This is a genomic window from Glycomyces dulcitolivorans (genome assembly GCF_003265355.1).
GTDB classification, from domain to species: domain Bacteria; phylum Actinomycetota; class Actinomycetes; order Mycobacteriales; family Micromonosporaceae; genus Glycomyces; species Glycomyces dulcitolivorans.
The window spans coordinates 1-17,627 of sequence record NZ_QFRW01000278.1 but is presented as its reverse complement, the minus strand read 5'-3'; the positions used below and the strand labels follow the sequence as shown (position 1 = coordinate 17,627).

The following is a 17,627-nucleotide window of genomic DNA, read 5'->3' as shown; positions in this document are numbered from 1 at the left end:
GCCCAGCGGCTCGGCGCGGCCTCGGTCACCGTGTACGCGCGCCGCCGCGAGGCCGTGGCCGAGCTCGGGCCGGTCGCCGCGCGCCTCGGACTACGATTGGAGGCCGCCGACTGGGACGACGCCGCCCGGGCCGGGCGCGCCGACCTCGTCGTCGCCACCGTCCCGAAGGGCGTCACCGACGACCTGCGGCCCGACTGGTCCGCGGACGCCGTCCTGTTCGACATCCTCTACGACCCGTGGCCGACGCCGCTCGCGGCGGGCGCCGAAGCCCGCGGGGTGCGCGTCCTCGACGGGCTCGCGCTCCTGCTCGCGCAGGCGGTGCGCCAGTGGACGCAGTTCACCGGCGTCGAGGACGCCCCGGTCGCGGCGATGCGCCGCGCCCTCTACGACGCGGTCCCGTCCCGGACCTAGCGAAGGAACCTCCAATGCACGAAGAGCAGCACACGTTCCTCTACGACGGCGACTGCGCGTTCTGCACCAGCAGCGCGAACTTCATCGAGAAGCACATCCGCACCCGCGCGAAGGTCGTGCCGTGGCAGTGGGCCGACCTCGACGCGCTCGGCATCACCCAGCAGGAGGCCGAGGACGCCGTCCAGTGGATCGAGATCAGCTTCCAGCGCTCGGGCCCCGACGCGATCGCCGTGCTCCTGCGCCGCGCCCAGTGGTACTGGAAGCCCTTCGGCTGGTTCCTGTCCCTCAAACCCGTCTCGGCCGTCGCCTGGCCGCTGTACCGGTGGGTCGCCCGCAACCGCCACCGCCTGCCCGGCGGCACCGCCGCGTGCTCCCTCCCGCAGGCCGAACGGGACCGCCTCCGCGGCCAGCAGTGAGCCCAGTGCGCGGGAATTCCGGTATGCCATACTCTGCCGATGCCCGCTGAGCGCACCGAGCGCCCCCTGAGCCGCACCGGCAAGGTCGTCCGCGTCGCGGCCGCCGCCGCCATGGTCCTCGCGCTCATGGCCACCTCGGTCTGGGGCGAGGACGACTTCTTCCCGTTCGCGCCCTTCAAGATGTACTCGCGCGCCACCGACCCCGACGGCTGGGTCAAGAGCACCGGCGTCATCCTCATCGACGCCGACGGCGAGCGGATCGCCATCTCCGACACCGACACCGGGTTCCGCCGCGCCGAACTCGAAGGCCAGCTCAGCCGCTTCGAAGAGGACCCCGAGCTGCTCTCGTACATCGCCGAGGCCTACGAGGACGCCCACCCCGGTGACCCCGAGATCGTCGGCGCCGAGATCATCATCAGGCGGTACGAACTCGTCGACGGCGCCCGCACCGGAGCCGAGACCGAGGAGACCGTCGCGGTCTGGACCGAGGAGGAGGCCGCGTGAGCGTCCGCAGCGCCGTCAACGGCTTCTTCTTCGAACCCGTGCCGCTCGGCCGGGTCGCGGCCATGCGCTTCCTCGCCGGCCTCTACGTCTGGATCGAATGGTGGGCGTACATGCCCTTCATCTTCCGGCACCGCTTCGTCCCCGAAGAGCTCTACCAGCCCCTGTTCATCGGCCGCGTCCTCCCGATCCCCGCCCCCGACTACTGGATCGTCACCGGCACGCTCGTCGTCATGCTCGCGGCCGCGACCCCCATGATGTTCGGCTACCGGCCCAAGCTGTTCGGGTGGATCCTCTTCGTCGCCTACTTCGAGTGGATGATCATCGCCAACTCGTACGGCAAGGTCGACCACGCCAGCTTCGGGTTCATGACGCTCCTCCTGGTGCTGTGCATGATGCCCTCGGACGCGAAGTGGGGCGACCGCGAGCACCTGTCCGAACGCGTCGGCTGGGGCTTCAAACTCGTCCAGATCGGCGTCGTCTGCACCTACTTCCTGTCCGCGTGGGCCAAGTTCCGCTACGGCGGCTTCGACTGGGCCGACTCCGGGGTCTTCACCTGGGCGATCATCCGCCGCGGCACCGTCTTCTCGGACTGGATGCTCGACTTCCCCGGGCTCCTGCACTTCGCCCAGTGGGGCATGATCGTCTTCGAGCTGTCGACCCCGATCGTGCTGCTGGTATACCGCTGGAAGAAGGTCCAGTACGCGATCGTCGCGTTCCTGTACTGCTTCCACATCGCCGTCTTCGCCGGCCTCGGCATCAGCTTCCTCCCGCACCTGGTCGCCATGGCCTGCTTCCTCCCGCTGGAGCGCATCGAACCGCGCGAACTCGCCCGGAAAGCCAAGGCGCGCTTCACCACACGCAAGGACGCCACAACCGAGCGCGAGCCCGAACCGCAGTTCGAGTCCGGCCCCTGACGCAAGGGCCCGCGCTGGCGGGCCCGTGCCATACTGCTGCCGTGAATGCGGAAGATCCCCACCTCTCCCGGGTCCGGCCGGCCGGTCGCGCGGTGCGCGTCTCGATCACCACGGTCGTCCTCGCGCTCGTCACGGCCACCACCTTCTGGGGCGGCGACGACTACTTCCCGTTCGCGCCCTTCAAGATGTACTCGTTCTCCAAGGAGCTCGACGGCTGGGCCGGCTCGACCCGCGTCGAGGCCGTGAACGAGGAGGGCGAGCGCTTCAGCCTCACCGAGCGGATCACCGGCTTCCGCCGGGCCGAGCTCGAAGGACAGAAGGGCCGCTTCATCGACGACCCCTCGCTGCTGGAGTACATCGCCGAGGCCTACGAGAACACGAACCCCGAGAAGCCGGAGATCGTCACCGTCGAGATCATCGAGCGCCGCTACCGGCTCGAAGACGGCTACCAGACCGGCGAGGTCGTCGAGGTCGTCGAGGCCACCTGGACCCGGGAGGAGGACGCGTGACGCAGCTCCCCTTGGCGCAGAAGGCGACCGGCTGGTTCTTCCAGCCCGTCGCGCTCGGGCGCGTCGCCGCCATGCGGTTCCTCGCCGGCGCCTTCATCTGGGTCGACTGGTGGTGGTACATGCCGTGGATCCTCGGCCACCGCCACGTCCCCGGCGAGCTGTACCAGCCGCTGTTCATCGCCCGTATCCTGCCGGTCTTCCCCGTCCCGAACTACTGGGTCGTCGTCGGCACCCTCGTCGTCCTGCTCGCGGCCGCCACCCCGATGATGTTCGGCTACCGGCCGCGCCTGTTCGGCTGGATCGTCGCGGCCGCGTACTTCGAGTGGATGATCATCGCGATGTCCTACGGGAAGGTCGACCACGGCAAGTTCGCGTTCCTCCTGCTCCTGTTCCTGCTGCCCACCATGCCGAAGGCCAGGTGGGGCGACCGGACCCACCTGTCCGAGCACGTCGGCTGGGGCTTCAACCTCGTCCAGATCGGCGTCGTCTGCACGTACTTCTTCGCGGCCTGGGCCAAGATCCGCTACGGCGGCTGGGAATGGGTCAACTCCGCGACCATGACCTGGGCGATCCTGCGCCGCGGCACCGAGTTCTCCACCTGGATGCTCGACTACCCGTGGATGCTGCGGGCCTCCCAGTGGGGCATGGTCTGCTTCGAGCTGCTCAGCCCCGTCGTGATGTTCGTCGCCGCCAAACGGCTCAAGTACGGCATCGTCGCGTTCTTCTACTGCTTCCACGTGACCGTCTTCCTCGCCGTGGAGATCAGCTTCCTCCCGCATCTGGTCGCGATGGCCTGCTTCCTCCCCTTGGAGCGCATCAGCCCGCGCCGCCTCGCCCGCGGGCTCCGCCGTGGGAAAGCAGTTGAGATTCCGCGCCGAATCTTCCTACGGTTGAGGCATGCCGATTCTCGAAGCCCGAAACCTCACGAAGACGTTCCGGCGGCCTGACAAGGCCTCCGGCTTCAAGGGCGCGGTCAAACACCTCGTCCAGCGCAAGTACAAGAACTACACCGCCGTCGACGGCATCGACCTGTCGATCGAGGCGGGCGAATCGGTGGCCTACGTCGGACCCAACGGCGCGGGCAAGTCCACCACCGTCAAGCTCCTCACCGGGATCCTGCGCCCCTCCGAGGGCACCGTCCGGGTGATGGGCCGCGACCCGCACGTCGAGCGCATCCCCAACGCCCACGACATCGGCGTCCTCTTCGGCCAGCGCACCCAGCTGTGGTGGGACCTCCCCGTCGAGGAGTCCCTGAAGCTCCTCAAGCACATGTACGGCGTCTCCGACGCCGACTACAAGGCCCGCCTCGCCCGGTTCGACGACCTGCTCGACCTCGGCGAGTTCATGCCCGCACTCGCCCGGACCCTGTCGCTGGGCCAGCGCATGCGGGCCGACCTCGCCTGCGCGCTCATCCACGCCCCCAAGATGGTCTACCTCGACGAACCCACCATCGGCCTCGACATCTCCGTCAAGGACCGCCTCCGCGCGTTCCTGCGCGAGCTCGTCGACGACGGCACCACGCTCCTGCTCACCAGCCACGACCTCGCCGACATCGAGGAGGTCTGCGAGCGGATCGTCGTCATCGACAAGGGCGCCATTGCCTACGACGGCCCCATCCAGCAGCTCAAGGCCCACTACATCACCACCAAGGCCGTGAACCTGTTCCTGGAGGGCCCCGCCGACGTCCCCGCGCTCGCCGAGAAGTTCCCCGAGTACGCCTGGGCCGCAGGCGAAGCGCCCAGTGAAGTGGTCGTCACGTACGAGTCGAACCGCTTCACCACCGCCGAAGTCCTCGGCGGCCTCACCGCCCAGCTCGCCCCGCGGGACCTCTCGCTGTCCGAGCCGAGCATCGAGGACGTCATCCGCCGCCTCTACGCAGGGGAACTGACGAAGTGAGCAACGCCTTCGCGGTCGACCGCGCGTTCGCGGTCATCGCGTTCAAGCGCCGCCTCGCCTACAAGGCCCAGTGGCTGGTCGCCCTGGTCCTCGGCGGCGGCGCCATGCTCGTCTCGATGGCGATGTGGCGCGAACTCCTCTCCGGCGGCGCGCTCTCCGGCTACGACTGGGACGCCATGCGCGCCTACGTCATCATCGGGTTCATCACCGCGACCATGGTCTTCGGCGCGGCCGACTGGCACATCGCCGACCGCATCCTCGACGGCCACGTCGCCATCGACCTCACCAAGCCCGTCGACTTCCAGCGCGCCCGCGCCGCCGAGTACGTCGGCTCGATGTTCTCGACCGTCCCCACCGTGGCCCTCGGCGTCCTCGGCGCCTGGATCCTGTTCGACCCGCCCGGTCCCGCCTCCGCCACCGCCGGGGTCCTCACCGCCGTCAGCCTCGTCCTGGTGTTCCCGCTCGCCTTCGGCCTCACCTACCTCACGGTCCTGGTGTGTTTCTGGACCAAGCGGTACCTCGGCGTCATGTGGCTGCGCGAGGCCCTGCTCGCCTTCTTCTCGGGAATGATGATCCCCTTGGCGTTCATGCCCTCCTGGCTCCAGGCCGTCGCCTGGGCCCTGCCGTTCCCGCACTTCACGACCACGCCGTCGGCGATCTACCTCGGGCACGTCGACACCGCCGGCGCCCTCGGGCTCCTCGCGGCCGAGGCCGCCTGGGCCGCCGGCATGTGGTTCGGGGCGCGCATCGTCTTCAACCACGCGGTCAGGAAGGTGACGGTCCACGGTGGCTGACACGACCCTCCGCGCCTCGGCCGCCCGCCACGCGGGCGGCGTCTACTGGCGCTCGCTCGTCGCCCAGATCCGCGCCATCACCGAGTACCCGGCCGACTTCTGGGTCATGGCCTCGGCCGGCGTCATGTGGAACGTCCTCCAGTTCGCGTTCCTCACCGTCCTGTTCGCCGCCGTGCCCGACGTCGCCGGCTGGCGGTACCACGAGATGCTCATGCTCTCCGGGCTCCTCACCGTCGCCGCCGGCTCGACCGCGCTGCTGTGCGACGGCGTCTGGAGCACCGGCACGTACGTCCTCAAGGGCGAGATCGACTACCGCATCACGCGGCCCGCGCCGGTCGTCGTCCAGGTCGCCACCTCTCACATCGGCATGCAGGGCTTCGGCGAGGTCGGCTTCGGCCTCGTCATGGTCGCCTACGGCTGGATCGGCGCGGGCATGGGTCTCGCCGCCGTCCCCGTCGGCGTCCTCGGCCTCGCCTGCGCGATCGTCATCGAGTGCGCGCTCATCACGGCCCTGTGCGCGGTGAACTTCTGGCTCAAGGGGAACAACTCGATCTTCGCGTTCGTCCTCCTCGACCTCCAGCACAACGCCATGACGATGCCGCTCGCGCTCTTCCCGGCCGCGGTGAAGATCGTGACCATGTTCGTGGTCCCGGTCGCCTTCGTCAACTTCGTGCCCGTCGCGGTCCTCACCGGGCACCTGACGTCCTGGTGGCTCGTCGGCCCGCCCCTGACCGCGGCCGCCTCGGTCCTCCTCGCGGCGGGCCTCTACCGGCTCGGCCTGCGCTCCTACGACTCCTCGGGACACTGACACATGGCAAGCGTCGACCTCGCGCTGGCGACGATCTCGTTCAAGCGCAAGATCGCCTACAAGACCACCTGGATCTTCTCGGTCCTCTTCGGCGGCTGGTCACTCCTGGCCGGCCTCGCCGTCTGGAGCAACCTCATCGGGGACGGCGAGATGGGCGGCTACGACTGGCAGGCGATGAAGGCGTACCTCATCATCGGCTTCCTCACCTCGACCCTCGCGTGGGCCGGCTCCGACTGGGACATGGCCAACCGCATCCTCGACGGGCTCGTCGCCGTCGACCTGACCAAGCCGGTCGACTTCCAGCGCGCCCGCGCGGGGGAGTACATCGGCGGCATGGTCGCCTCCGTGCCCGCGGCCGCCCTCGGGACGACCGCGGCGGTGCTCATCTTCCGGCCCGCGCCGCCGGACTCGGCCCTCGCGGCGGTCCTGACCGTCGTCAGCGTCCTGCTCATCTTCCCGCTCGCGTTCGGCATCAACTACCTGTCGGTCCTGACCTGCTTCGTGACCCAGCGGTTCCTCGGCATCCAGTGGGCCCGCGACACGATGCTCGCGTTCTTCTCCGGCATGATGGTGCCGCTCGCGCTCATGCCCGTGTGGCTCCAGGCGACCGCCTGGGCCCTCCCGTTCGTCCACTTCACCACCACGCCCGCCTCGATCTACCTCGGCCGCGTCGGCACCGCCGGCGCGCTCGGCCTCCTCGCCGCCCAGGCGGCGTGGGCCGCCGCCCTGTGGGTCATCGGGCGCCTCATCTGGTCCCAGCTCGTGAAGAAGGTGACCGTCCATGGCGGCTGACGCTTTCGGGCCCCGGCACGCGTTCGGGGTCTACCGCCGCTCGATCGGCGCCTACCTCCGCTCGGTCACCGAGTACCCGGCCGACTTCTGGGTCATGGCCGTCTCGGGGACGTTCTGGCAGATCATGCTGTTCGCGTTCCTGGCCATCCTGTTCGGGAACGTCAGCTCTATCGACGGCTGGGGCTACCACGAGATGCTCGTCCTCGCCGGGTTCCTCGCCACCTCCTGGTCCTCGACCGCCCTGTTCTGGGACGGCATCTGGGACACCGGGAAGATGATCGTCGAAGGCGACATGGACTACCGGATCACCCGCCCCGCCCCCGTCCTCGTCCAGGTCGGCTCCAAGCACGTCGGCATGCAGGTCTTCGGCGAGGCCACCCTCGGCCTCGTCATGCTCGGCATCGGCTGGACCGGCGCCGGCCTCGGCCTCGCGGCCGTCCCGACCGGCCTGTTCCTCCTGGTGTGCGCCATCGTCATCCAGGCCGCCCTGCTGACGATCGCGAACGCCGCGAATTTCTGGATGCAGGGCCGCACGCCCGTCATCGCGTTCATGGTCACCGAGCTCCAGAACGAGGCCATGCGCTTCCCGCTGACGATCTTCCCCGCCGCGGTCCGCCTCGTCCTCACCTTCGGCCTCCCGCTCGCCTTCGCGAGCTTCGTCCCCGCGCAGATCCTCACCGGCCGCCTCGACCCCTGGTGGCTCGTCGCCCCGCCGATCGCGGCCGCAGTGTCGGCCGCCGTCGCGGTCTGGACCTTCCGCATGGGCTTGCGCGCCTACGACTCCGCAGGTCATTGACGTGACGAAAAAAGACTTGCGCGCAGACGGGAGGGTTCGTTAGAGTAGCTTCCGTTGCCCGGCGGCATAGCGCCCCGGGGCTCCTGACGAATGGAGGTGTTACTGATGGCTGTCGTTGTCCCGACCCTTGCCTTGAAACTCAGTTCACCTCCCGTCGCCGCGCTCTGATTCTCTCCGCGGCGGACGGACTTCCTCACAGGAGCCTTCTACCTTGCCTCGCAAGCGCCAACCTTCTGAACCGTTCCAGTCCACCAAGCGCCGTGAACGCGATCACAACCCGCATGAGGTCTTCTCGGACGACGACCGCGAGCGCTACGAATCCATGCGCACCGTCTTTGACGAGATGCCCAACGACGACCGGCCCCCGGCCGGCGACCGCTGGTCCATCTGGTGGGAGTCCGAGCCGCTCCAGCGCGGCCCCGAACCCCACCCCGACTGGGTCATCACCGACCACGGCGCCGTCGACTACGAACTCGGCATCCTCAAGACCGGCAAGGAGGCCGACGTGTTCCTCATCGAACGCGTCGTCCCCGGCACCGACCAGGCCGTGATCATGGCGTCCAAGCGCTACCGCAGCGCCGAGCACACCCAGTTCAACCGGGCCGGCGACTACACCGTCGGGCGCGCCGCCAAGCGCTCGCGCGACAACCGCGCCATGGCCAAGCGCACCACCTTCGGCCTCGAACAGGCCGCCGGGCGCTGGGCCGCCGCCGAGTTCGACGCGCTCAAGCGCCTGTACAACGTCGGCGTCCCGGTGCCCTACCCGGTCCAGGTCCACGGCACCGAGGTCCTCATGGAGTTCATCGGCCACGACCGCACCGCCGCGCCCCGGCTCGCCGAGACCCGGCCCGACGGGGACGAACTCGAAAGCCTGTGGGAGCAGGCCTCCGAGGCCCTGCGCCGCATGACCGAGCTGGGCTTCGCCCACGGCGACCTCTCGCCGTACAACACGGTCGTCCACGAGGGCCGGCTCGTCGTCCTCGACCTCCCGCAGGTCGTCGACATCTACGCGAACCCGCTCGGCATGGACTTCCTGACCAGGGACGTGGAGAACCTCGGCTCCTGGTTCTCGAACCGCGGCATCGCGCGCGAGGTCGTGAACGACCTCCACGCGGAGGTCCTGGCGCTGGCGGCCAAGCCGTAGCCGAACGAGTGTCGGGGGCGGGATATAGCCTTAGTGTTGTGGCAGTTGATTACCGTCCCGCCCCCGGCACCATCCCCACCGAACCGGGCGTCTACCGCTTCAGGGACCGCGACCGGCGCGTGATCTACGTCGGCAAGGCGAAGAACCTGCGGAATCGGCTGAACTCGTACTTCGCGGACGAGACCCGGCTCCACGAGCGCACCCGCCGCATGGTGAACACCGCGCGGAGCGTCGAGTGGACCGTGGTCGCCACCGAGGTCGAGGCCCTCCAGCTGGAGTGGACCTGGATCAAGGAGTACGACCCGCGCTTCAACGTCATGTTCAAGGACGACAAGTCCTACCCGTGGCTCGCGGTCACCGTGGGGGAGGAGTTCCCGCGCGCCCAGGTCATGCGCGGCGCCCGCCGCAAGGGCGTCCGCTACTTCGGGCCCTTCGGCTCGGCGTGGGCCATCCGCCAGACCCTCGACCTGCTCACCCGGGTCTTCCCGATCCGCACGTGCTCGGACACGGAGTTCAAGCGCTGCAACCGGATCAACCGCCCGAACCTGCTCGCCGACATCGGCAAGTGCTCGGCGCCGTGCGTCGGGCGCATCTCCGCCGAGGACTACCGCGAGCTCGTGAACGGCTTCTGCGCCTTCATGGCCGGGGAGACCGCCCCGGTGCGCAAGCGGCTCATCGCCGAGATGCAGGAGGCCTCCGAGGCCCTCGAATTCGAGCGGGCCGCGCGCCTGCGCGACGACCTCGGGGCCCTCGACAAGGTCCTCGAACAGCAGGTCGTCGTCCTCGCCGAGGACGTCGACTGCGACGTCATGGCCGTGGCCGACGACGAGCTGGAGGCCGCCGTCCAGGTCTTCCACGTCCGCAAGGGCCGCATCCGCGGCCAGCGCGGCTGGGTCATCGACAAGGCCGAGCCGGTCGACCTGCCCGGGCTCGTGGAGCGCTTCTGCCTCCAGTTCTACGGCGAGCAGAACGAGGTCGTCCCCAAGGAGGTCCTGGTCCCGGCCCTGCCCGCCGACCACGAGGCCCTTGCCGAGCTCCTGTCGGAGCGGCGCGGCTCGAAGGTCGACCTGCGCGTGCCGCGCCGCGGCGACAAGCGGGCCCTCGCCGAGACCGTCGAGAAGAACGCCCTGGAGAACCTCCAGCGCCACAAGCTCAAGCGCGCCGGGGACCTCACCTCGCGCTCGAAGGCCCTCGAAGAGCTCGCCGACGCCCTCGACCTGCCCGAGGCGCCGCTGCGCATCGAGTGCTACGACGTCTCGCAGTCCCAGGGGGAGGACGTGGTCGCGTCGATGGTCGTCTTCGAGGACGGCCTGCCGCGCAAGAGCGAGTACCGCCGCTTCGTCATCAAGGGCGAGCGCAAGGACGACCTCGCCTCGCTCCAGGAGACGCTGCGCCGGCGCCTCGCCAAGCTCGCCGACCAGCCCGTCGGCTCGCCCGTGGAGGAGGGCGAGGAGCCGAAGCGCGGCTTCCACTACCCGCCGCAGCTCCTCGTCGTCGACGGCGGCCAGCCGCAGGTCGCCGCCGCCGAGCAGGTGTTCGCCGAGCTCGGGATCGACACGATCAACCTCGCCGGGCTCGCCAAGCGCCTCGAAGAGATCTGGCTCCCCGGCGAGGAGTTCCCGGTGATCCTCTCGCGCACCTCCGAGGCCCTGTACCTGATGCAGCGCGTCCGCGACGAGGCCCACCGGTTCGCGATCTCCCTGCACCGCAGCCGCAGACGCAAGAAGATGACCGCCTCGGCCCTCGACTCGGTGCCGGGCCTGGGGGAGTCGAAGAAGAAGGCGCTCCTGAAGGAGTTCGGGTCCGTGAAGCGCATCCGCGAGGCCGAACTGTCCGATTTGGAGGCAGTGCCCGGTATCGGGCCGAAACTCGCCGAGGCCTTGCGGACACATCTGCGTAATCCCGACGACAGCGGTTCTTGAGACTGCCCTGGTACCTATACGATTGTCGATTCGGCGATCGCGCCGGGGCCGTGTCACCACGGCGGTTGGAACGGAATTCGGGGATACTGGACTTATGGGTGTGGCAGCAGTGCATGCGGGTTCGAGCGACCGCAGCGAATTGGACCTGGTCATCGTCACCGGCATCTCGGGCGGCGGGCGCTCGACCGTGGCGCGCGCACTGGAGAACGTCGGCTACTACGTCATCGACAACCTTCCGGAGTCGCTCGTCGGCCAGGCCGCCGAGCTGGCCGCCGCCGGCGGCGAGGAGGTCCGCCGGACCGCGATGGTCCTCGACGTGCGCTCGCGCGCGTTCATGACCGACCTGGTGGGCGTCATCGAGGACCTCCGCAAGGGCGGCTTCAAACCCCACCTGGTGTTCGTCGACGCCGACGACGACGTGATCATCCGCCGCTTCGAGAAGGTCCGCCGCGCCCACCCGCTCCAGGGCGACGGCATGCTCGCCGACGGCATCGCCGCCGAGCGCGTCCTGCTCGAACCGGCCCGCGGTTCGGCCGACACCCTGTTCGACACCACGCACCTGAACGAGAACCAGCTGCGCGCCCGCGTCGAGGACGCGTTCCTCGCCCCGTCCTCGCCGCGCCTCCAGTTCACCTGCATGTCGTTCGGGTTCAAGTACGGCATCCCGCGCGACGCCGACTACGTCGCTGACGTACGATTCCTTCCCAACCCGTACTGGGTCCCGGCCCTGCGCGAGCACACCGGCACCGACTCCGACGTCTCGGAGTACGTCCTCTCGCAGGACGGCGCGGAGGAGTTCGTCGAGTCGTACACGGCGCTGCTGCTCGGCACCACGCAGGGCTTCGAGCGGGAGGGCAAGCGCTACATGACGATCGCCATCGGCTGCACCGGCGGCAAGCACCGCTCCGTCGCCATCTCCGAGGAGATCGCCAGGCGCCTGAACGCGGCCGGCTTCCCCGCGAACACCAACCACCGGGACCGCGGGAACGAGTTAACCCCCCGCACCCCCATACCGACACCCCGATCCGAGGGAACCGCTGATGCAGAAAGTGGTCGCGTTCGGCGGCGGGCGGGGCCTGTCGGCCTCGCTGCGCGCGCTTTCGAGGCTCGACGTCGACCTGACGGCGGTCGTGACCGTCGCCGACGACGGCGGCTCCTCGGGCGACATCCGCGCCACCCGCCCGGTCCTGCCGCCCGGCGACCTCCGCAAGGCCCTCGTCGCGACCGCCGACCCGTCCCGCGCCGAGGCCGCCGAGCTGTTCTCGCACCGCTTCGGCGGCGAGGACTTCCTCGCGGGCCACCCGGTCGGCAACATCGTCCTGCTCTCGCTGCTGGAGCGCCACGCCAACCCGGTCGACGCCGTCGCCGCCGCCGGGCGCATGGTCGGCGCCCGCGCCCGCGTCCTGCCCATGTCCTCCACCCCGCTCGACATCGAGGCCGACCTCGCCGAAGGCTCGGGCAAGCGCACCATCGTCGGCCAGCACGACGTCGCCGTCGCCGACGGCCAGGTCGAGGACGTGCGCCTCCTGCCCGCCGACGCCCCCGCCTGCCCCGAGACCCTCGCCGCGGTCGAGGAGGCCGACTGGCTCGTCTTCGGGCCCGGCTCCTGGTACACCTCCGTCATCCCGCACCTGCTCCTGCCGTCCCTGCGCGAAGCGATCGCCGCCTCCAAAGCCCGCAAGATCGTGGTGCTCAACCTCTCGGAGGAGAAGGAGACCGACGGTCTGACCCTCGCCGGTCACGTCGACACGCTGCGCCGATACGCCGAAGGTGTCCGGTTTCACTACGTCGTCTCGGGCGATGCCCGAACCCTCGCCGATCCCGACTCGTTGAACAGTGCGGCACAATCGTTGGAGGCCCGGTTGGTCGCGGCGGACCTCGCCGCCGACGGCGTCACGCACGACGTCGCGTCCCTGGCCGCCGTATTGGGAAGTCTGCTGGTCGAAGATGGTGGTTAACGAATGGCGATGACCTCGGAGGTCAAGGACGAGCTCAGCCGCATCGAGGTGAACAAGTCCTGCTGCCAGCGCGCCGAGCTCGGCGCGCTCTTCCGGTTCGCCGGGGGCCTCCACCTCGTCGGGCAGGGCAACGTGGTCGTCGAGGCCGAGGTCGACGCCGGCAACGTCGCCCGCCGCGCCAAGCGCATGATCAACGACCTCTACCACTACGAGTCCGAGATCCACGTCCTCGTGGCCGCCGGACTGCGCCGCAACAACCACTACCTGCTGCGCGTCATGGCCGACGGCCAGGCGTTCTCCAAGCAGATCGGCCTCACCGACCAGCGCGGCTACCCCGTCAGGGGCCTGCCGAACCACGTCGTCGGCGCCTACCCGTGCTGCGCCGAGGCCGCCTGGCGGGGCGCGTTCCTCGCCCGCGGCTCGCTCACCGAGCCCGGCCGCTCCTCGGCCCTCGAAGTCACCTGCCCCGGCCCCGAGTCCGCGCTCGCGCTCGTCGGCGCGGCCCGCCGCCTCGGCATCTCCGCGAAGTCCCGCGACGTGCGCGGCGTCGACCGCGTCGTCATCCGCGACGGCGACGCCATCGGCGAGCTGCTCACCCGCCTCGGCGCCCACGCCTCCGTCCTCACCTGGGAGGAGCGCCGCGTCCGCCGCGAGGTCCGCGCCACCGCGAACCGGCTCGCGAACTTCGACGACGCGAACCTGCGCCGCTCCGCGCGCGCCGCCGTCGCCGCCGCCGCGAAGGTCACCCGCGCCCTCGAAGTGCTCGCCGACGACGTCCCCGAGCACCTCGCCTCGGCCGGGCGCCTGCGCCTCGAACACCGCCAGGCGTCCCTCGAAGAGCTCGGCGCGCTCGCCGAGCCGCCGCTCACCAAGGACGCCATCGCGGGCCGCATACGGCGCCTCATCAACATGGCGACCAAACGCGCCCAGGAGACCGGCGTCCCCGGACCCGACGACGTGGTCGCAGAAGAGGAAATGCTGGTCGCATAGGGCGGCTTCGCCCCGATTCGCCACGCCTGCCGTACCCGCCTCGACCCGCCGATCAACCGTTAGGCTTAACCGCGATGTCACACCCGCGTCCCGGGTGTGACATGATCGGGGGGACCGGCCGCGGAAGGTCTGAGAACCGGAGCGGTTAGTGTCAAGGAGTGCTCGGCGACGAGGCCGAACAGCGATCTGTTCCACCGTCGCTCTTCGGCTGAACGGATCGCGTGCGAGACCGCCTCCGGTCTCATTCAGATATCCGATCCTGTTCTTAGCGAGGAGATGGGCACGTGACCATCCGCGTTGGCGTCAACGGCTTCGGCCGCATTGGGCGCAACTTCTTCCGGGCGGTTCTCGCCTCCGGTGCCGATGTCGAAATCGTCGCCTACAACGACCTGGGCGACGCCGAGACCATCGCAAACCTGCTCAAGTACGACTCGATCCTCGGCCGCCTCCCCTACGAGGTCAAGGTCGGCGCCGGCGAGATCACCGTCGACGGCAAGACCATCAAGGCGTTCGCCGAGCGCGACCCCGCGAACATCCCGTGGGACGAGGTCGGGGCCGAGGTCGTCATCGAGTCGACCGGCTTCTTCACCGACGGCACCAAGGCCGCCGCCCACCTGGGCGGCTCGGTCAAGAAGGTCATCATCTCCGCTCCGGCGAAGAACGAGGACCTGACCGTGGTCATGGGCGTCAACCACGACAAGTACGACGGCGAGAAGCACCACATCATCTCGAACGCGTCGTGCACCACCAACTGCCTGGCCCCCATGGCCAAGGTCCTGAACGAGTCCGTGGGCATCGAGAAGGGTCTGATGACCACGATCCACGCCTACACCCAGGACCAGAACCTCCAGGACGGCCCCCACAAGGACCCGCGCCGCGCCCGCGCCGCCGCCCTGAACGTCGTGCCCACCACGACCGGCGCCGCCAAGGCCGTCGGCCTGGTGCTGCCCGAGCTCAACGGCAAGCTCGACGGCTACTCGCTGCGCGTCCCGATCGCGACCGGCTCGATCACCGACCTGACCTTCGAGGCCTCCAAGGAGACCACGAAGGAAGAGGTCAACGCCGCGCTCAAGGCCGCCGCCGAGGGCCCGCTCAAGGGCATCCTGGCCTACACCGAGGACCCGATCGTCTCCAAGGACATCGAGACCGACCCGCACTCGTGCATCATCGACGGCCTGCTCACCAAGGTCATCGGCAACCAGGTCAAGGTCTTCGGCTGGTACGACAACGAGTGGGGCTTCTCCAACCGCCTCGTCAGCCTCGTCGAACTCGTCGGCTAACGCACCGATGAAGACGCTGGACGAACTCCTCCAGGAGGGCGTCAACGGTCGGCGCGTACTCGTACGCGCCGACCTCAACGTGCCCCTGGACGGGAAGACCATCACCGACGACGGCCGCATCCGCGCCGTCGCCCCCACGATCAAGGCGCTCGCCGAAGCCGGCGCCCGCGTCGTGGTCTGCTCGCACCTGGGCCGCCCCAAGGGCGCGCCCGACCCCGCCTTCTCGCTGGCCCCCGTGGCCAAGCGGCTCGGCGAGGTCCTGGGGCGCGAGGTCGCGTTCGCGACCGACACCGTCGGCTCCGACGCCGACGCCAAGGCCGTCGCCCAGACCGACGGCGACGTCCTGCTGCTGGAGAACCTGCGCTTCAACAAGGGCGAGACCAGCAAGGACGACACCGAGCGGGCCGAGTTCGCCGGCCGGCTCTCCGCGTTCGGCGACCTGTACGTGGACGACGCCTTCGGCGCGGTCCACCGCAAGCACGCCTCCGTGTACGACGTCGCGAAGCTCCTGCCGCACTACGCCGGCTGGCTCATCGCCAAAGAGGTCGAGGTCCTCTCGAAGCTCACCGGCAAGCCGGAGCAGCCGTACGTCGTCATCCTCGGCGGCGCGAAGGTCTCCGACAAACTCGCGGTCATCGACAACCTGCTCGACAAGGTCGACACGCTCATCGTCGGCGGCGGCATGATGTTCACCTTCCTCGCGGCCCAGGGCTACGAGGTCGGGTCGTCGCTGCTGGAGAAGGACCAGATCGAGGTCTGCAAGACCTACCTGGAGCGCGCCGCCGCACTCGGCGTCGAACTGCTGCTGCCGGTCGACACCGTCACCGCGGCCGAGTTCGCCGCCGACGCCGAGCCGCTCACGGTGGCCGTGGACGCGATCCCGGCCGAGCGCATGGGCCTCGACATCGGCCCCGAGTCCGCGAAGCTCTTCGCCGAGCGGATCGCCGGAGCGAAGACCGTGTTCTGGAACGGCCCCATGGGCGTCTTCGAGTTCCCCGACTACGCCGCGGGCACGAAGACCGTCGCCCAGGCGCTGGTGGACTCCGAGGCGTTCAGCGTGGTCGGCGGCGGCGACTCCGCCGCCGCGGTCCGCACCCTCGGCCTGCCCGAGGACGGCTTCGGCCACATCTCGACCGGCGGCGGCGCCTCCCTCGAATACCTTGAGGGCAAGACGCTCCCCGGCCTGGACGCACTGGAGAAGTGAACATGACTGAGACCCGCAAGCCGCTCATCGCCGGCAACTGGAAGATGAACCTCAACCACCTCGAAGCGATCGCGCTGGTGCAGAAGCTCGCCTTCAGCCTCACGCGCGAGCAGCTCGAAGCGGTCGAGACCGTCGTCCTCCCGCCGTTCGTCGACATCCGCAGCGTGCAGACGCTGGTCGACGGCGACAAGCTGACCATCGGCTTCGGCGCCCAGGACCTGTCGGCGCACCCGTCGGGCGCGTACACCGGCGAGATCGCCGGCTCGATGCTCGCGAAGCTGGGCTGCTCGTACGTGGCCGTGGGCCACTCCGAGCGCCGCCAGTACCACGAGGAGGGCGACGAACTGGTGGCCGCGAAGGTCCGCCAGGCGCTCAACAACGGCATCAGCCCGATCCTCTGCGTCGGCGAGGCGCTGGACGTCCGAGAGGCGGGGAACCACATCTCCCACTCGGTCTCCCAGCTGATCGCCGCCGTCGACGGGCTCACCGAGGAAGAGCTCGCCAAGGTCGTCGTCGCGTACGAGCCCGTCTGGGCCATCGGCACGGGCCGCACGGCCTCCGCCGAGGACGCCCAGGAGGTCATCGGCGCCCTGCGCGCGGCCCTCGCCGAGAAGTTCGGCGCGGTGGCGGAGCGGGTCCGCATTCTCTACGGCGGTTCGGTGAAGTCCTCCAACGTCGCCCAGATCATGGGCAAGCCCGACATCGACGGCGCCCTCGTCGGGGGCGCCTCGCTCGACGCCGAGGAGTTCGCCAAGATCGTCCGCTTCCCGGAGCACGTGGGAGCGTAACGAGGTTTCGCCCGCAGCGCACGAGCTGAGCGCTGCGGGCAGCAGACAGGGCCGCCGTACAGCGTCGTACGGCGGCTCCTTGCATTTCAGAAGTCGATTGGCTTACCGATAAGCCCGAATGGCTCGTCAAATGGCTTACCCGCTAGACTCGTGCGTGGCCCAAGCCCCAGACCGGGCCGGATTTGTTGAGAGGAAACCCGATCACTGATGATGACGGTTCTGAGCTGGTCCTTGCTGATCATCCTGCTGCTCGCCAGCGCGATCCTGATCCTCATGGTGCTGCTGCACAAGGGTAAGGGCGGCGGCCTGTCGAGCATGTTCGGCGGCGGCATGTCCTCGGTCGCTTCGGGTTCGACGGTCGCGGAGAAGAACCTCACCCGGATCACGATCGGCGTGGGCATCATCTGGTTCGCCGCCATCATCGCCTTCGGCCTCATCATGCGAACGATGGTCTAGCGACCCGAAGACTTTCCAGGAGGCCCCGACCGCGCAGCGGTCGGG

Annotated in this window: 18 protein-coding genes and 2 pseudogenes; all 20 read left to right on the top strand. The window is 69.3% G+C overall.

Annotation, left to right across the window (positions count from 1 at the left end):
• Positions 1 to 411: pseudogene (locus DI269_RS18580) on the top strand (shikimate dehydrogenase); the annotation flags it as partial.
• 14 nt (positions 412 to 425) lie between these two features.
• Positions 426 to 827 carry a thiol-disulfide oxidoreductase DCC family protein gene (locus DI269_RS18575; protein WP_112138576.1) on the top strand — a complete coding sequence of 134 codons (402 nt, stop codon included), beginning with the start codon at positions 426 to 428 and terminating at the stop codon, positions 825 to 827.
• Positions 828 to 866: 39 nt separating this feature from the next.
• Positions 867 to 1,331 carry a hypothetical protein gene (locus DI269_RS18570; RefSeq protein WP_112138574.1) on the top strand — a complete coding sequence of 155 codons (465 nt, stop codon included), beginning with the start codon at positions 867 to 869 and terminating at the stop codon, positions 1,329 to 1,331.
• Complete coding sequence (locus tag DI269_RS18565; RefSeq protein WP_112138572.1) at positions 1,328 to 2,245, top strand: MFS transporter permease; 918 nt, start codon at positions 1,328 to 1,330, stop codon at positions 2,243 to 2,245. The genes DI269_RS18570 and DI269_RS18565 overlap by 4 nt, the downstream gene beginning before the upstream one ends.
• 41 nt (positions 2,246 to 2,286) lie before the next feature.
• Positions 2,287 to 2,754 (top strand): hypothetical protein, encoded by a 468-nt coding sequence (locus DI269_RS18560; protein WP_157975079.1) that lies wholly within the window; start codon positions 2,287 to 2,289, stop codon positions 2,752 to 2,754.
• Positions 2,751 to 3,701 carry an MFS transporter permease gene (locus tag DI269_RS18555; RefSeq protein WP_112138568.1) on the top strand — a complete coding sequence of 317 codons (951 nt, stop codon included), beginning with the start codon at positions 2,751 to 2,753 and terminating at the stop codon, positions 3,699 to 3,701. The genes DI269_RS18560 and DI269_RS18555 overlap by 4 nt, the downstream gene beginning before the upstream one ends.
• Positions 3,652 to 4,650, top strand: coding sequence for an ABC transporter ATP-binding protein (locus DI269_RS18550; RefSeq protein WP_112138566.1), 999 nt, complete (start codon positions 3,652 to 3,654; stop codon positions 4,648 to 4,650). The genes DI269_RS18555 and DI269_RS18550 overlap by 50 nt, the downstream gene beginning before the upstream one ends.
• Entirely contained in the window at positions 4,647 to 5,444 is a 798-nt protein-coding gene (locus tag DI269_RS18545; RefSeq protein WP_112138564.1) for an ABC transporter permease, read from the top strand. Before DI269_RS18550 ends, DI269_RS18545 begins: the two co-directional genes overlap by 4 nt.
• On the top strand, positions 5,437 to 6,252 hold the full coding sequence (locus DI269_RS18540; RefSeq protein ID WP_112138562.1) for an ABC transporter permease: 816 nt from the start codon (positions 5,437 to 5,439) through the stop codon (positions 6,250 to 6,252). Before DI269_RS18545 ends, DI269_RS18540 begins: the two co-directional genes overlap by 8 nt.
• Positions 6,253 to 6,255: 3 nt before the next feature.
• Entirely contained in the window at positions 6,256 to 7,044 is a 789-nt protein-coding gene (locus DI269_RS18535) for an ABC transporter permease (protein ID WP_112138560.1), read from the top strand.
• On the top strand, positions 7,034 to 7,840 hold the full coding sequence (locus tag DI269_RS18530; RefSeq protein WP_112138558.1) for an ABC transporter permease: 807 nt from the start codon (positions 7,034 to 7,036) through the stop codon (positions 7,838 to 7,840). The genes DI269_RS18535 and DI269_RS18530 overlap by 11 nt, the downstream gene beginning before the upstream one ends.
• Before the next feature lie 211 nt (positions 7,841 to 8,051).
• Entirely contained in the window at positions 8,052 to 8,984 is a 933-nt protein-coding gene (locus DI269_RS18525) for a serine protein kinase RIO (RefSeq protein ID WP_232822810.1), read from the top strand.
• A gap of 38 nt (positions 8,985 to 9,022) precedes the next feature.
• Positions 9,023 to 10,906 (top strand): excinuclease ABC subunit UvrC, encoded by a 1,884-nt coding sequence (uvrC, locus tag DI269_RS18520; RefSeq protein WP_112138556.1) that lies wholly within the window; start codon positions 9,023 to 9,025, stop codon positions 10,904 to 10,906.
• Between the two features lie 94 nt (positions 10,907 to 11,000).
• Positions 11,001 to 11,897, top strand: a pseudogene (gene rapZ / locus DI269_RS18515) (RNase adapter RapZ); the annotation flags it as partial.
• Between the two features lie 49 nt (positions 11,898 to 11,946).
• Entirely contained in the window at positions 11,947 to 12,864 is a 918-nt protein-coding gene (locus DI269_RS18510; RefSeq protein ID WP_112138554.1) for a gluconeogenesis factor YvcK family protein, read from the top strand.
• Positions 12,865 to 12,867: 3 nt separating this feature from the next.
• Positions 12,868 to 13,854: a DNA-binding protein WhiA gene (gene whiA, locus DI269_RS18505; protein ID WP_112138552.1), complete on the top strand. Its 987-nt coding sequence runs from the start codon at positions 12,868 to 12,870 to the stop codon at positions 13,852 to 13,854.
• A gap of 284 nt (positions 13,855 to 14,138) precedes the next feature.
• Complete coding sequence (gene gap / locus DI269_RS18500) at positions 14,139 to 15,134, top strand: type I glyceraldehyde-3-phosphate dehydrogenase (protein WP_112138551.1); 996 nt, start codon at positions 14,139 to 14,141, stop codon at positions 15,132 to 15,134.
• Positions 15,135 to 15,141: 7 nt separating this feature from the next.
• A complete protein-coding gene (locus DI269_RS18495; RefSeq protein ID WP_112138549.1) occupies positions 15,142 to 16,338 on the top strand; it encodes a phosphoglycerate kinase in 1,197 nt (398 codons plus the stop codon).
• A gap of 2 nt (positions 16,339 to 16,340) precedes the next feature.
• Positions 16,341 to 17,126, top strand: a complete 786-nt coding sequence (gene tpiA, locus DI269_RS18490; RefSeq protein ID WP_112138547.1) for a triose-phosphate isomerase — start codon at positions 16,341 to 16,343, stop codon at positions 17,124 to 17,126.
• Between the two features lie 207 nt (positions 17,127 to 17,333).
• Positions 17,334 to 17,582 (top strand): preprotein translocase subunit SecG, encoded by a 249-nt coding sequence (gene secG, locus DI269_RS18485; protein ID WP_232822809.1) that lies wholly within the window; start codon positions 17,334 to 17,336, stop codon positions 17,580 to 17,582.
• Positions 17,583 to 17,627 lie beyond the last annotated feature (45 nt).

Coding starts and splice junctions, on each gene's coding strand:
- DI269_RS18575 (WP_112138576.1), top strand. CDS start 426: ATGCACGAAGAGCAGCACACGTTCCTCTACGACGGCGACTGCGCGTTC.
- DI269_RS18570 (WP_112138574.1), top strand. CDS start 867: ATGCCCGCTGAGCGCACCGAGCGCCCCCTGAGCCGCACCGGCAAGGTC.
- DI269_RS18550 (WP_112138566.1), top strand. CDS start 3,652: ATGCCGATTCTCGAAGCCCGAAACCTCACGAAGACGTTCCGGCGGCCT.
- DI269_RS18535 (WP_112138560.1), top strand. CDS start 6,256: ATGGCAAGCGTCGACCTCGCGCTGGCGACGATCTCGTTCAAGCGCAAG.
- DI269_RS18530 (WP_112138558.1), top strand. CDS start 7,034: ATGGCGGCTGACGCTTTCGGGCCCCGGCACGCGTTCGGGGTCTACCGC.
- DI269_RS18510 (WP_112138554.1), top strand. CDS start 11,947: ATGCAGAAAGTGGTCGCGTTCGGCGGCGGGCGGGGCCTGTCGGCCTCG.
- whiA (WP_112138552.1), top strand. CDS start 12,868: ATGGCGATGACCTCGGAGGTCAAGGACGAGCTCAGCCGCATCGAGGTG.
- DI269_RS18495 (WP_112138549.1), top strand. CDS start 15,142: ATGAAGACGCTGGACGAACTCCTCCAGGAGGGCGTCAACGGTCGGCGC.
- tpiA (WP_112138547.1), top strand. CDS start 16,341: ATGACTGAGACCCGCAAGCCGCTCATCGCCGGCAACTGGAAGATGAAC.
- secG (WP_232822809.1), top strand. CDS start 17,334: ATGATGACGGTTCTGAGCTGGTCCTTGCTGATCATCCTGCTGCTCGCC.